This window comes from Halomonas sp. 1513, assembly GCA_001971685.1.
In the GTDB taxonomy this organism is placed as follows: domain Bacteria; phylum Pseudomonadota; class Gammaproteobacteria; order Pseudomonadales; family Halomonadaceae; genus Franzmannia.
This window is the reverse complement of record CP019326.1, coordinates 4002499-4016308: the sequence shown is the minus strand read 5'-3', so window position 1 is coordinate 4016308 and position 13810 is coordinate 4002499. Positions and strand designations below refer to the sequence as shown.

At 67.1% G+C, this 13810-nt stretch carries 15 protein-coding genes; 1 reads left to right on the top strand and 14 read right to left on the bottom strand.

The window, feature by feature from the left end; genetic code table 11:
• Positions 1 to 62: 62 nt before the first annotated feature.
• The 12 genes from BWR19_18400 to BWR19_18345 form a co-directional block, all read right to left on the bottom strand.
• Entirely contained in the window at positions 63 to 779 is a 717-nt protein-coding gene (locus BWR19_18400; GenBank protein APX94732.1) for a hypothetical protein, read from the bottom strand.
• Positions 772 to 1536: a hypothetical protein gene (locus tag BWR19_18395; protein APX94731.1), complete on the bottom strand. Its 765-nt coding sequence runs from the start codon at positions 1534 to 1536 to the stop codon at positions 772 to 774. Before BWR19_18395 ends, BWR19_18400 begins: the two co-directional genes overlap by 8 nt.
• On the bottom strand, positions 1529 to 2776 hold the full coding sequence (locus tag BWR19_18390; protein ID APX94730.1) for a hypothetical protein: 1248 nt from the start codon (positions 2774 to 2776) through the stop codon (positions 1529 to 1531). Before BWR19_18390 ends, BWR19_18395 begins: the two co-directional genes overlap by 8 nt.
• Positions 2773 to 3747, bottom strand: a complete 975-nt coding sequence (locus BWR19_18385; protein APX94729.1) for a hypothetical protein — start codon at positions 3745 to 3747, stop codon at positions 2773 to 2775. The genes BWR19_18390 and BWR19_18385 overlap by 4 nt, the downstream gene beginning before the upstream one ends.
• Entirely contained in the window at positions 3744 to 4601 is an 858-nt protein-coding gene (locus tag BWR19_18380; GenBank protein APX94728.1) for a hypothetical protein, read from the bottom strand. Before BWR19_18380 ends, BWR19_18385 begins: the two co-directional genes overlap by 4 nt.
• A 38-nt stretch (positions 4602 to 4639) precedes the next feature.
• Entirely contained in the window at positions 4640 to 5446 is an 807-nt protein-coding gene (locus tag BWR19_18375; GenBank protein ID APX95103.1) for a hypothetical protein, read from the bottom strand.
• 23 nt (positions 5447 to 5469) lie between these two features.
• Positions 5470 to 6690: a hypothetical protein gene (locus BWR19_18370; GenBank protein APX94727.1), complete on the bottom strand. Its 1221-nt coding sequence runs from the start codon at positions 6688 to 6690 to the stop codon at positions 5470 to 5472.
• Positions 6691 to 6700: 10 nt separating this feature from the next.
• Positions 6701 to 7135, bottom strand: coding sequence for an MxaD family protein (locus tag BWR19_18365; protein APX94726.1), 435 nt, complete (start codon positions 7133 to 7135; stop codon positions 6701 to 6703).
• A 25-nt stretch (positions 7136 to 7160) separates the two neighbouring features.
• Positions 7161 to 7988: a hypothetical protein gene (locus tag BWR19_18360; protein APX94725.1), complete on the bottom strand. Its 828-nt coding sequence runs from the start codon at positions 7986 to 7988 to the stop codon at positions 7161 to 7163.
• Between the two features lie 33 nt (positions 7989 to 8021).
• Positions 8022 to 9017, bottom strand: a complete 996-nt coding sequence (locus tag BWR19_18355) for a branched-chain amino acid ABC transporter permease (GenBank protein APX94724.1) — start codon at positions 9015 to 9017, stop codon at positions 8022 to 8024.
• A gap of 2 nt (positions 9018 to 9019) precedes the next feature.
• Complete coding sequence (locus BWR19_18350) at positions 9020 to 9907, bottom strand: branched-chain amino acid ABC transporter permease (protein APX94723.1); 888 nt, start codon at positions 9905 to 9907, stop codon at positions 9020 to 9022.
• 82 nt (positions 9908 to 9989) lie between these two features.
• Complete coding sequence (locus BWR19_18345; protein ID APX94722.1) at positions 9990 to 11222, bottom strand: ABC transporter permease; 1233 nt, start codon at positions 11220 to 11222, stop codon at positions 9990 to 9992.
• Positions 11223 to 11328: 106 nt separating this feature from the next.
• Here BWR19_18345 and BWR19_18340 point away from each other — a divergent pair, with 106 nt between their 5' ends.
• Entirely contained in the window at positions 11329 to 12174 is an 846-nt protein-coding gene (locus BWR19_18340) for an AraC family transcriptional regulator (GenBank protein ID APX94721.1), read from the top strand.
• 6 nt (positions 12175 to 12180) lie between these two features.
• On the opposite strand, the gene BWR19_18335 is transcribed toward BWR19_18340, so the two are convergent.
• Both BWR19_18335 and BWR19_18330 read right to left on the bottom strand, forming a co-directional pair.
• Positions 12181 to 12909 carry an ABC transporter ATP-binding protein gene (locus BWR19_18335; GenBank protein APX95102.1) on the bottom strand — a complete coding sequence of 243 codons (729 nt, stop codon included), beginning with the start codon at positions 12907 to 12909 and terminating at the stop codon, positions 12181 to 12183.
• A complete protein-coding gene (locus tag BWR19_18330) occupies positions 12902 to 13657 on the bottom strand; it encodes an ABC transporter ATP-binding protein (protein ID APX94720.1) in 756 nt (251 codons plus the stop codon). The genes BWR19_18335 and BWR19_18330 overlap by 8 nt, the downstream gene beginning before the upstream one ends.
• Positions 13658 to 13810: the final 153 nt, after the last annotated feature.

Genomic DNA, 13810 nt, shown 5'->3' with positions numbered 1-13810 from the left:
CGATCCTCGATGTGCAAATCGCCGCCACTCTACGATGCCTGACGCAACAAGGCCATCGCCGCCTAGACCGAGACACCCAGATAGCGCCCCAGCGTGGCCTCGTCGGACATCGACTCGCCGTCGGCGGTTTCATGCACGATCTGGCCCTCCGACATGAAGTAGGCGCGATCGGCCGCCATCACCGCCGCCTTGACGTTCTGCTCGATCAGCAGCACCGCGACACCTTCGCGGCTCAGCTCCTTCAAGCTCAGCGCCACGTCCTCCACCACGGCCGGCGCCAGGCCCTCGGTTGGCTCGTCGAGGATCAGGCAGCCGGGGTTGGTGACCAGGGCCCGGCCGATGGCCAGCATCGAGCGCTCACCGCCGGAGATCTGGTCGCCATAGGCGCGGCGCCGTCGACCCAGCGAGGGAAACAGCTCGAACACTCGGCTAGCCGACCACTGCTGCCCGGCGGGGCCCTTGCGCGCGTTCAGCTGCAGGTGCTCGTCGACGCTGAGTGACGGAAACAGCCGGCGCCCCTGGGGGACATAGCCGACCCCCAGCTGCGCGATGCGCTGCGGCGACCAGCCGAGCACCGGCCGACCCAGCAGTTCCACCGAGCCGCGTGCCTGGGGCGGATCGAGCCCCATCAGCGCCCTCGCCAGGGTGGTCTTGCCCACCCCGTTACGCCCCATCACCGCGACACACTCCTTGCCCACGCTGAACGTCAGGCCCTGCAGCGCCAGGCCCAGCCCGTAATGGGCCTCGAGGTGCTCGACGCGTATCACTGTTTCAGCCATTGGCACGCCCCAGGTAGATATCGCGCACGCCCTGGTGGGCGGCAATCTCGTCAGGCGTGCCCTCGGCAAACATTTCGCCCTGGTGCAGCACCGAAATGCGGTCGCTGAGCGCCAGGACCATCTCCATATCGTGTTCGATCATCAGCAGCGTCACCTCCTGGGGCAGGTTGCGCAGGATGCCTTGCAGCACCTGGCGCTCGGCATGGGAGAGCCCGGCGGCGGGCTCGTCGAGCAGCAGCAGTCGCGGCTGCTGGGCCATCACCATGGCCAGTTCCAGCTGGCGCAGGGTGCCGTAGGAGAGGTTGGCCACCGTCTCGTCGAGCACCGGCGTCAGGCCCAGCCGCTCGGCGGTGGCCATCAGGTCGTCGTCCAGTCGCGACTGCCAGGGTTGCCACAGCGACGGCAGCCGGCCATTGCCGCGGGCCAGCGCGAGGTTCTCTCGCACCGTGACCGACGGCACCATGGTCGACACCTGATAGGTGCGGCCCAGCCCCTTGAGGGTGCGCTGGATGACCGAGTCGCGGGTGATATCGTCGCCGAAGAAACCGATCGAGCCGCGGTCGGGCTTGAGCTCGCCGGCGATCATGTTGAACAGCGTGGTCTTGCCGGCGCCGTTGACGCCGATCAGCCCACGCCGCTCGCCGGCGTCCACCCGCAGATGGACGTCGCTGGCCACCATCAGCGAACCGAAGGACTTGGCCAGGCCGGCGACCTCCAGCGCCGGCACAGGGCTCATCTCAGGCTGTGGGTCAGTCATAGTAAGGGTCCGAGCAGTTGCCGGGCGGGAAGTCGCGGCTGTCGGGCTCGCCGGCGAGGTACTCCTCGGCGTCGAAGGGGCCGAACTGGCTGACGTTCTCATAGGTCTTGATCGGCACGTTGACCAGGCGACCGTCGACTTCCTGAACCTCGTTGATGTAGATGTTCTGTACCGGGTTGCCGTACTCGTCGAGATGGAAGGGGCCGCGCGGCGCATCCGGCATCTCGGTCTCGCGCAGGGCGGCGATCAGCGCGTCGCGGTCGCCGCCGTTGGCGCTCTCGAAGGCGTTCACCGCCATCATGAAGGCCACATAGCCGTGCTCGGCCGGCGCCAGCGGCATGACCTCGTCGCCATGCATCGCCCAGAAGGCGTCGCGGAACGCCTGGAAGTTGTCGGTCTCCAGGCCTTCGGCATACTGCAGCGCCGAGAGGCCGCCGATGGCCTGCTCGCCCATCTCCGGCAGGTCGCCCACGGCGAAGAAGTTGGAGCCGCCAAGCAGCGGCATCTGCGCGTCGATGCCGAAGTCGTAGTACTGCTGGAAGAACGCCAGGCCGTCGCTGCCTGCGCCATTGTAGAGCAGTGCATCGCCGTCCGGCAGGGTCGCCAGGATCGAGCTGTAGTCGGAGGTGCCGGTGGGGTGCCAGATGCGCTCCACCGACTCCCCGCCGGCGGCGCAGAAGCCCTTGAGGAAGCCGCCCAGCTGGTTGTAGGGGAAGGAGTAGTCCTGCCCGACCATGACGATGCGCTGATGGCCGAGCTCCTCGGCGACGTACTCGCCGAAGGCGAACATCGGCTGCGCCCCGGTCCAGCCGGCGCGCACCACGTTCTCGGCGCGGTCGCGCATGGTGATGTCCTCGGGGGCCGAGTAGGAGATCACTGTCGGCATGCCCGAGCTCTTGGCCCACTCCAGGCCGGCCAGGCCGGTACCGCCGAGCACCGGGCCGACCACCAGGTCGACGTCGTCACGCGACTCCATGGCACGCAGCCGGTCGACGGTGGTCTCGGCATCGCCCTGGGAGTCGTAGAACTCGACCTCGATATTGAGCGCCTCCAGCTGCTCGGCAAGTTCTTCCATGGCCAGCTCCACGCCCATGCGCTGCTGCTCGCCGAAGAAGGAGAACACGCCGGTGGTGGGGCCGATCACGCCGATGCGTAGGGTGTCGTCGGCCTGCAGGTGGGCGGTGGCGCCTACCGCCAGGGCGGATATGCTGCTTACGATGAGCGTCTTGGCGTACTTCATGGCTCTTCTCCTCGGGTTGTTGTTGTCACGGAAGCCTGGGGCTTCGACTTGCGCTTGAAGTGCTGCTCGAACATTTCTGCCAGCCCGCGCGGCATCAGCAGAATCGAGAGCAGCAGCACCACACCGATCACCATCATGTGTCGGTCGGTGTATTGGGAAACCAGGGTCTCCAGGGCGATCAACACGGCCACGCCAATCGCCGGGCCCAGCAGGCTGCGATAGCCGCCCAGCACCGCGGCGGTCAGCACCCACACGGCGTGGCCGAGCCCCAGCGGTGACGGCGACATGATGCCCATGTCGTAGACCAGGAAGACCCCCGCTACGCCGGCAATGGCGCCCGCCAGCACGAAGGCGGTGAAGCGGGCCAGGGCGACGGGGTGGCCCAGCGCGCGCATGCGCTGCTCGTTCTCCTGGATGCCCAGCAGCAGCAGGCCGAAGGGCGAGCGATACACTCGCCACACGGCGAGGTAGATCGCCACCGTGACCGTTGCGACCAGGGCGTAGAAGACCCGGGTGTCGTTGAGATTGAGGTCGCCATACACCGGCATGCGTACCCCGGCGATGCCGTTGTAGCCGCCGGTGACGTCGACCCACTGGAACGACAGCGCCCACACCATCTGGCCGAGTGCCAGGGTCAGCATCAGGAAGCTGACCTTGCGCGAGCGCACCGTCAGCAGGCCGAAGATCACCGCGCTCAGCGTGGTCAACAGCAGCGCCAGCGTGACCACCAGCGGGAAAGGCAGGCCGAAGCGCACCCCCAGGATGGCGATGGTGTAGCCACTGATGCCGGCAAAGGTGGTCTGGCACAGCGAGAACCAGCCCAGCCGGCCGGCCAGCAGCGAGAAGCTCAGCGCCGCCAGGGCGTAGATCATCGCCCGGTTGGCCTGGGACACGGCGTAGTTGCCCATCACCAGCGGCCAGGCCAGGAGGGCGACGAGGATCATCACAATGATCAGGTATTCGCGTTTCATGTCACCCTCCCGAACAGGCCCTGGGGGCGAAAGACCAGGATCAGCGTCATCGGCAGGAACAGGAAGAACAGCGCGAACTGCGGCAGGTAGCCGGTCGCGAAGCTCGACACCATACCGGTGATCAGCGCGCCGACCGCGGCCCCCTTGAGCGAGCCCATGCCGCCGATGATGATCACCACCAGCGAGAGCATCAGCACCCGCACGTCGAGCCCCTGGGTCAGCGACATGTAGGAGGTCCCGATGACGCCGGCGACGCCGGCCAGGAAGCTGGCCACGGCAAACACGCCGCCGAACAGCAGCGGCACGTTGATGCCCTGGGTCATGGCGGTTTCGCGGTCGTCGACGCCGGCACGAATGGCCGCGCCGATGCGGGTGTAGGTCATCACCAGCCACAGCGCGATGCCCAGCAGCACGGCGAAGATCATGATCAGTACCCGGAAGTAGGGGTACATCATCACGCCCAGGTCCACCGGCGCGCGCAGCTCACGGGGCAGAGGCAGGCTCACCGGCTGTCCGCCGTAGACCACCAGCAGGGCGTCGGCGATGATCAGACCCACGGCGATGGTCAGCAGCGCCTCGGAGAGATCCATGCCGCGCACCCGCTGCAGCAGGAAGCGCTCCATCAGCAGCCCGCCGACCAGGGCCACGGCACCGCCGGCCAGGATGCCCAGGGTCAGGCTGCCGGTGTCGCGAATCACCTGGACCCCGATATAGCCGCCCAGCAGATAGAAGGCGCCGTGGGCCAGGTTGACCACCCGCATCAGCCCGAAGGCCAGGGTCAGGCCGCTGGCCATGATGAACAGCAGCGCCGCCATGGTCAGGCCGTTGAGGGCCAGGAAGTAGAAGGTGTTCATAGGCACACCCCCCAAGCGTCGTTAAAGCACATGGTAAATCAGCCCCGGCGAATATTCTTGAAGGCTCGGGTCTGCTCGGTCAGGGCGCGCTCGGTGGGCAGTCGCTCCATGCTCGAGGCGCCGTAGAAACCGTGACAGCCGGAACAGCGGGCCAGGATGTATTCGGCGTCGTTGGGGTCGGCAATCGGGCCGCCGTGGCAGAGCACGATCACATCGTCGCGCACGGCCCTGGCCGCCGCCGCCCAGTCGTTGATGGCGGCGACGCAGTCATCCAGGCTCATGGCGGTCTCGGCGCCGATGCTGCCGCCGGTGGTCAGGCCCATGTGGCAAACGATGATATCGGCGCCGGCCTCGGTCATGGCGCGTGCGTCGTCGGCGTTGAACACGTAGGGCGTGGTGAGTAGCCCGGCCTCGCGGGCCTGGCGGATCATCTCCACTTCCTGGGCATAGCGCATGCCGGTCTCTTCCAGGTTGGCGCGGAAGGTGCCGTCGATCAGGCCCACGGTGGGGAAGTTCTGCACCCCGGCGAAGCCCATCGCCTTGAGCTCGGCCAGGAACGGTTCCATGAACACGAAGGGATCGGTGCCGCAGACGCCGGCCAGGACCGGGGTGTTCTGGGTCACCGGCAGCACCTCGCGGGCCATCTCCTTGACGATCTCGTTGGCATTGCCGTAGGGCATGATCCCGGCCAGCGAGCCGCGCCCGGCCATGCGGTAGCGGCCGGAGTTATAGATCACGATCAGGTCGATGCCGCCGGCCTCTTCGCACTTCGCCGACAGGCCGGTGCCCGCGCCGCCGCCAACGATGGGCTCGCCGCGTGCCACCATGGCCTGGAAGTGCGCCATCAGCGCTTCTCGATTCCACTTCTTCAATTTGGTCTCCTTGAACGTGTTGCCATGACCTCGCGGAACTGCTCGACCAGCTGTGCAGCGAAGGCCGGGTCATTGATGTGATGGGGCGAGCGAATCAGCTGTCGCTCGGGGGTCTGCTCGACGGTCGCCTCGAGCGCCTCGAACAGGGCGGCGTCGGCCGCCGGGTCGTGGAAGGGCTGGCCGGGGGCGTCCAGCGCCGAGACGCCGCCCTCGGGCAGCAGGAAGCGCACGGGGCCGCGGCTGCGGTTGAGCTTGTCGCCGATCCAGCGCCCCATGCGCGCGTTCTCCTCGGCGGTGGTGCGCATCAGCGTGATCTGCGGGTTGTGCTCGTAGAGCAGGCGCTGGCGATAGCGCTCGGGGACCGACTCGAGGCCGGCGAAGTTGACCATGTCCAGCGCCCCCACCGAGCCGACGTAGGGCAGCGCGGTACGCGCGACGACATCGAGGCGCTGCTCGCCGGCGCTAAACACACCACCCATGAACAGGTCGCAGACCTCGGTGGTGGTGACATCCAGCAGGCCCTCGATCATGCCGCTGTCGGCGAGCTTCTCCAGCGAGCGCCCGCCGGTGCCGGTGGCGTGGAACACCAGGCAGTCGTAGTCGGCCTCGAGGCTGTCGCAGAGCCGGTTCACGCAGTCTGTGGTGACGCCGAACATGCTCAGGCCGATGGCCGGCTTGTCGTCGGCCACCGCCGGAATGCGTTCGCGCAGCATGCCGGCCAGGGCGTGGGCGGCGTTGCCCAGCACCCGCCGCGAGATGCGGTTGAGGCCGGCGACGTCGGTGACCGAGTAGAGCATGGCGATGTCGCTGGGGCCGACGTAGGGCGCGACGTTGCCGGAGGCGATGGTCGAGACCAGCAGCTTGGGCACGCCGATATCCAGCTCGCGCAGCGCCGGGGCGATCAGCGCGGTGCCGCCGGAGCCGCCGATGCCCAGGGCGCCGCCCAGATCGTCGCGCGCGGGCAGCCAGCGGCGCAGCGCCTCGGCCATGGCCGCCACGGCGCGGCCGCGGTCGTTGACGAACACCGCGGCAGCACCCTCGGGATGGCAGGCGGCGACCTCGGCGGCACTGATGTCGGCAACGCCCTGGTCGTCACCCTGGGTGCCGACGTCGACGATGCAGCTGGCCACGCCGGCGGCGGCCAGCCGCTCACGTAAATAGCGCAGCTCGGTGGCCTTGGTGTCGCAGGTGCCGATCAGATAGGCGATGGCTTGCATGGCGTATCTCCTAGCGGGCGCGCTCGGTGGCCCCTTCGAAGGCCAGCCGGAAGGTGTCGCCGACGCGCTGGACCACGTCGTCACGGTCGGCGTCGTCGACCTCGAACTCCGCCCACCACTCACCGAAGCAGTGGCCGCTGGTGGTGATCGGCTTCAAGCGCATCTCCGAGACATAGCCGCGCACCGGCAGCGCCGGGGCGTCGAGAATGCGGTAGCAGCAGAGGTGCTCGCGGTCGGAGAGCGACAGCAGCTCCTCGCGGATGGCGTTGCCGTCGTGGTCGTGGAAGTGGCGTACGCAGCCGAGCTGGTCGGCGGGTTTGCCGTCCTCGATGTAGCTCTTGGCGAAGAACGGGTGGTAGTCGGGCAGTCCGTTGAAGTCGCGCAGCACGCGCCAGGCTTGCTCCAGACTGATCGGCATTACGGCACTGACATAGACGCGGGTCATGGTGTGCTCCTTGTGTTGGCGTGGCTCATGCGATGGCCTTGAACTGGCGGATCTGCTCGGTGAGCGCGATTTCGGTGGGCAGGCGCTCCATGCTCGAGGCGCCGTAGAAGCCGTGGCAGTGCTGGCTGTTGCGCATCACGTAGGCGGCATCCTCGGGGGTAGCGATGGGCCCGCCGTGGCAGAGCACCAGCACGTCGTCGCGCACTTCGCGGGCCGCCGCCGCCCAGTCGTCGATCAGCTGCACCGACTCGTCGAGGCTCTTGGCGGTGGCGGCGCCGATGGTGCCGCCCACCGTGACGCCCATGTGGGCGACGATGATGTCGGCGCCGGCCTCGGTCATGGCCACCGCCTCCTCGGCGGAGAACACATAGGGCGTGGTGAGCATGTCCATCTCATGGGCCAGGCGGATCATCTCGACTTCCTGGGCGTAGGTGATGCCGGTCTCCTCCAGGCTGATGCGGAAGGTGCCGTCGATCAGGCCCACGGTGGGGAAGTTCTGTACCCCCGAGAAGCCCAGGTCCTTCAGCTCGCGCAGCAGCTTGGGCATGATCACGAAGGGGTCGGTGCCGTTGACGCCGGCCAGCACCGGGGTGTGCTTGACCACCGGCAGCACCTCCAGCGCCATCTCCTGGACGATCTGGTTGGCGTTGCCGTAGGCCAGCAGGCCGGCGGAGGAGGCGCGCCCGGCCATGCGGTAGCGCCCGGAGTTGTAGATCACGATCAGGTCGATGCCGCCGGCCTCTTCGCACTTGGCCGAGATACCGGTGCCGGCGCCGCCGCCGATGATCGGCTGGCCGCGGGCGGCCATGTCACGAAAGCGCGCCATCAGGGTGGTTCTATCGAGCTGGGCCATGCTGGCCTCCTTGTTCTCAGAGTTCGCGGTCGTTCAGCGCTGGCTATCGGCACGGGCGCTGGCGTGAGGCGGCGCTTTGGTTGGCTTGGATGGGTGACGCGACCTCAGCAGGCGGCCGAGCTCGCCCACCACGCCCTGACGGAAGGTCAGCACGCAGGTCATGAACACCACGCCGATGATCACCGTGACCCAGGCGCCGAACGGGTCCAGGTAGTGGTTGAGGGTGGAGACGATTACCGCGCCCACGGCGGGGCCAAACACGGTGTTCATGCCGCCCAGCAGGGTCATCAGGATGACGTCGCCGGAGGTGTGCCAGTGCACGTCGTAGAGGGCGGCGAGCTGAAAGATGATCGCCTTGAGCGAGCCGGCGATACCCGACAGCCCCGCGGAGAGGGTGAACACCAGCACCTTGTAGCGCGCCACCGGATAGCCCAGCGAGATGGCCCGCGGCTCGTGCTCGCGAATCGCCCGCAGCACCTGGCCGAAGGGTGAGTTGACGGTGCGCCACACCACCCACAGCCCGGCGCCGACGATGCCCAGCACCACGTAGTAGAGGGCCACATCGCTGTTGAGGTCGATCATGCCCAGGAAGGTGCCGCGGGGAATGCGCTGCAGGCCGTCCTCGGCGCCGGTGAAGGGCGCCTGGAGGAAGAAGAAGAACACCAGCTGCGACATCGCCAGGGTGATCATCGCCAGGTAGATGCCGCTGCGGCGGATCGCCAGGGCGCCGATCACCGCGCCGAGCATGGCGGCCACCAGGCCGCCGGCGAGGATGCCGAGCTCGGTGGGGACGCCGTAGGCCTTGACCAGCTGGCCGGTGATATAGGCGCCGGTGCCGAAGAAGGCGGCGTGGCCGAAGGAGAGGATGCCGGTATGCCCCAGCAGCAGGTTGAAGGCGCAGGCGAACAGCACGAAGCACAGCGTCTTCATGATGAACACCGAGTACACCAGCTGCGGAAAGAAGGGCACCGCCAGCAGCACTATCAGGCCGACGATCAGCAGCGGCCAGGTCAGGGAACGCAGGTGCATGGTCAGCCCTCCTCTCGGCCGAACAGGCCGGCGGGGCGCAGCAGCAGCACCAGCACCATGACCAGGAATACGATGGTCGAGGAGAACTCCGAGTAGAACACCCGGGTAAAGCCCTCCACCACGCCCAGCCCCAGGCCGGTGACGATGGCGCCCATGATCGAGCCCAGGCCGCCGATGACGACCACCGCGAAGATGATGATCACCAGACTCGAGCCCATCGACGGGTTGACGTGGAAGATCGGCGCGGCAAGCACCCCGGCAAACGCCGCCAGGCCCACGCCGACGCCGTAGGTCAGGGTCACCAGGCGCGGCACGTTGATGCCGAAGGCCTGGGTCAGTTCGGCGCGCTCGGTGGCGGCACGCAGGTTGGCGCCCAGCGCGGTGCGTTCGATCACGAACCAGGTCACCAGGCATACCAGCAGGGCGGCGACGATCACGAAGCCGCGATACATCGGCAGGATCATGAAGCCCAGGTTGATAGTGCCGCGCAGCGCCTCGGGGGTAGCGAAGGGCTGGCCGGAGGAGCCGAAGGCGACCCGGAAGCCACCCTCCAGCACCAGCACCAGGCTGAAGGTCAGCAGCAGGCCGTAGATCGGGTCGAGCCCGTACAGCCGGCGTAGGAACAGCCACTCGAACAGCATGCCGAACAGCGCCACGGCCAGGGGGGCCACCAGCAGCGTGGTCCAGTAGTTGGCGCCGAGATGCTGGGCGAGCAGAAAGGCGGTGAAGGCACCCAGCATGAAGAAGGCGCCGTGGGCGAAGTTGACGATCTTGAGCACGCCGAAGATGATCGCCAGGCCGAGGCTCAAGACGGCATAGAAGGAGCCGTTGACGATACCCAGCATGAGCTGACCCATCAGGGCCTGAATGGGTACACCGAAGATATCCATGATTGACTGCTCACAGAGAGAACGAAGGGGCGACGATCAGCATCACACCGCTGCCCGGGGAGCCCCCGGGCAGCGGCCGCGCTCACTGGTTGTGTTCGAGCAGGTAGCAGCTGCTGTCTTCCAGCGGCTGGAAGGCCTCTTCGCCGGGGATGGTCGCCACCAGGCGCAGGAAGTCGTAGTCATACTCCGACTCGTCGGGTGCCTTGACCTCCCACAGGTACTGGTCGTGCACCATACGGCCGTTGGGGCGGATATAGCCGCCGCTGGCGAAGAAGTCGTTGATCTCCAGCGTGCGCATCTGCTCGGAGACGGCGTCCGGGTCATCGGTCCCCGCGGCTTCCACGGCGTTGAGGTAGTGCATGGTGGAGGAGTAGTTGCCGGCCTGGGCCATGTTGGGCATGCGGCCGGTGCGCTCGTAGAAGCGCTGGGAGAACTCGCGGGTCTCGTCGTTGGCATCCCAGTAGAAGGCGTTGGTCAGCAGCAGGCCCTGGGCGGTCTCGAGGCCGAGGCTTACGATGTCGTCGTACCACAGCAGCAGGGCCGCCGGGCGTTGATCCGGGGAGACCCCGAACTCGGACAGCGCGTTGATGGCGTTGATGGCATCGGCGCCGGTGGAGGCGATACCGATGATCTCGGCGCCCGAGGCCTGGGCCTGCAGGGCGTAGGAGGAGAAGTCGGTGGTATCCAGCGGATGGCGGGCGGCGCCCACGACCTGGCCGCCGGCCTCGCGCACCACCTCGGAGACCTGCTCCTCGAGGCCGATGCCGAAGGCGAAGTCGACGGTGAGGAAGAACCAGGTATCACCGCCGTCCTCGACGATCGTCTTGCCGGTGCCCTGGGCCAGCGAATAGGCGTCGTAGGTGTAGTGGGTCACATAGGGCGAACAGTAGTCGTTGGTCAGTCCGATGTTGGACGCCGAGTTGGAAATGGCGTGGCGCTGACGCTCCTCGGCCACCGCCGCCACCGCCAGCGCGACCCCGGAGTTGGAGAGGTCGTTGATCATGTCGACGCCGTCGTTGTCGTACCACTCCCGGGCACGGCTGGCGCCGGTATCGGCGCGGTTGCGGTGATCGCCGTAGATCACCTCGATCGGCACGCCGCCGACCTCGCCGCCGAAGTCCTCGACCGCCATGCGCACGGCTTCCACCGCGGCCTCGCCGGAGAGGTCGGTGTAGATGCCGGACATGTCGGTCAGCACGCCGATACGCACTACATCGTCGGAAAAGCCATTGCTGGCCATGGCGCCGGAGGCGGCGCCCATGGCGAGCACTATCGACGACAGGGCGAAGGTTTTCAAAGGGGTCTTGGCTGGCATGTTAATCTCCTGTGCTCGTTGTGACTGTTGTTATAGTTGGCCTTGAGCAGCCGCTTTCTGTTATGTGTTGCTGCTATCAGTAAGGGCCAAAAAGAGTGATCCCGCCATGGCGTCAGCACACGACTACCTATCCGAAACCCACATTGTGGGGGACGATACCCAGCAGTGGATCGTGCGCGTGGAGGACTGCCAGGCGCTGAAGGACCGGCACATTTCCCACGTCGGAGTCGGCGATGCCGCGGTGCCCTACCGCATCGTGCGCACGCGGCTCAGCGGCGCCTATATCCACGGCTCGCTGGGCGGCGAGGGGCGCATGCTGCTCGACGGCGGCTGGTGCACCATGCGCCGCAACATGATGTCGTTCGCCCCGGCCCACGGCCTGCACGCCTTCCATGCCGTGCCGGGAAGCCGCTGGCAGTACTGCTGGGTGCGCTACCTGCCGAGTGCGCCGCGCTCGGTGGTCGGCACCATCGCGCCGATCATGCAGCACTTCGATCCCGAGCCGATGAAACACGCCATCCTGGGGCTCTACAGCGAGGTGTTTCACGGCCAGGGCGATGCCGCCAGCTGCGAGATGTGGGGCGATACCATCGAGCGCTATATCTCGCGCTTCGCCGATCCGTGGCGGCGCGACCCACGCATCGTGGCGGTGTTCGATGCGGTGATCCCGACCCTCGAGAAGCACTGGACCATCGAGGAGATGGCCGAGATCGCCCACGTCAGCAGCGAGCATCTGCGGCGTATCAGCCGCAAGGTCTTCGGCCGCAGTCCGATGCAGCAGCTGACCCAGCTGCGCATGCAGCACGCCGCCCACCTGCTGGCCACCAGCAGCCTGCCGGTGGAAGAGATCGCCGGGCGGGTCGGCTACCACAGCCCGTTCGCCTTCTCCAAGACCTTCAAGCGCATGAAGGGCGTGTCGCCGTCGCACTTTCGCCATCATAGCCAGGCGTGAGTGCGGTCAGACGCCGAGCCGGGCCAGCAGCGCGTCGGCGTTGTGGTCGATGCTCTGGCGGTCGTAGCTGGCCACCACCTGGCCGTGGTCGACCAGGTAGTGGTGGTCGGCCAGCGACATCGCGAAGCGCAGGTTCTGCTCCACCAGCAGGATGGTGTAGCCCTGGGTCTTGAGGTGGCGGATGGTGTCGCCGATCTGCTCGACGATGGCCGGTGCCAGGCCCTCGGTGGGCTCGTCGAGGAGCAGAAAGCGCGCCCCGGTGCGCAGGATGCGGCCGATCGCCAGCATCTGCTGCTCGCCGCCGGAGAGCTTGGAGCCGGGGCTGTGCAGGCGTTCACGCAGGTTGGGGAAGAGGTCGAGGATCTGCTCGGTGGAGAGACCGCTCGAATTGATGCGGCGCGGCAGCTCGAGGTTCTCGCGCACGTCCAGGGTGGCGTAGATGCCGCGGTCCTCGGGGCAGAAGGCGATCCCTTGGCGGGCGATATGGTAGGGCCGCCGGGTGACGGTCTCGACGCCTTGCAGGCGGATGCTACCTTCACGCCTGGGCACGATGCCCATGATCGACTTCAGGGTGGTGGACTTGCCGGCGCCATTACGGCCCAGCAGCGTCACCACCTGGCCTTCGGGTACCTCGAGATCGATGCCGTGGAGCACGTGGCTCTCGCCGTACCAGGCGTTCAGGCCGCGAATGCTGAGCATCGTCGCCGGCTGCTGATCGAGCGCTGCGTCAGCCATGGGCGGCACCTCCGATATAGGATTCGATGACTCGCGGATCCTTGGACACCGTGGCGTAGTCGCCCTCCACCAGCACCTCACCGCGGGCCAGCACGGTAATCCGGTCGCACAGCTCGGCGACCACGCCGAGGTTGTGCTCCACCATCAGCACGGTACGCCCCTCGGCCACGCGGCGAATAAGCGCGGCAATGCGGCCGACGTCCTCGGTGCCCATGCCGGCCAGCGGTTCGTCGAGCAGCATCAACTGCGGGTCCAGGGCCAGGGTCGTGGCCAGCTCAAGGGCGCGCTTGCGGCCGTAGGGCAGTTCGGCAGCGGGGGTGTCGACCACATCGCCCAGGCCGACGTCGTCGAGCAGCTCCTCGGCACGCTGTCGCTGGTGGTCGAGACGCCGGTGCGAGCCCCAGAAATCGTAGGATTCACCGCGGTGGCGCTGCAGCGCCAGCTTGACGTTCTCCAGCGCGGTCAGGCGGCCGAACACCGCCGAGATCTGGAACGAGCGCACCAGGCCCAGGCGGGCGATCTGATCCGGCTTGAGGGCGGTGATATCCTGGCCCTTGAACAGGATCTGGCCGCTGGTGGGGGCCAGGAACTTGGTGAGCAGATTGAAACAGGTCGTCTTGCCGGCGCCGTTGGCGCCGATCATGGCGTGGATGGTGCCCGGCAGCACCTGAAATGAAATGTCGTTGACCGCCTTGAAGCCCTTGAAGCTCTTGGTCAGGCCGGTGGTCTCGATGATTGCCTCTGGCATCACAGGCTCCGCCACTGTTGTCGTTATCGGTGCGTATTGGCTGCCGAACGGTCTCGCCCGGCCCTTCAGTTATGGTGCATGCGGGGTGTTTTCGCCATGACCATAGCGCACGTCAAACTATCCGAAACCCACATTGGATTGGCGGGGCGGTTT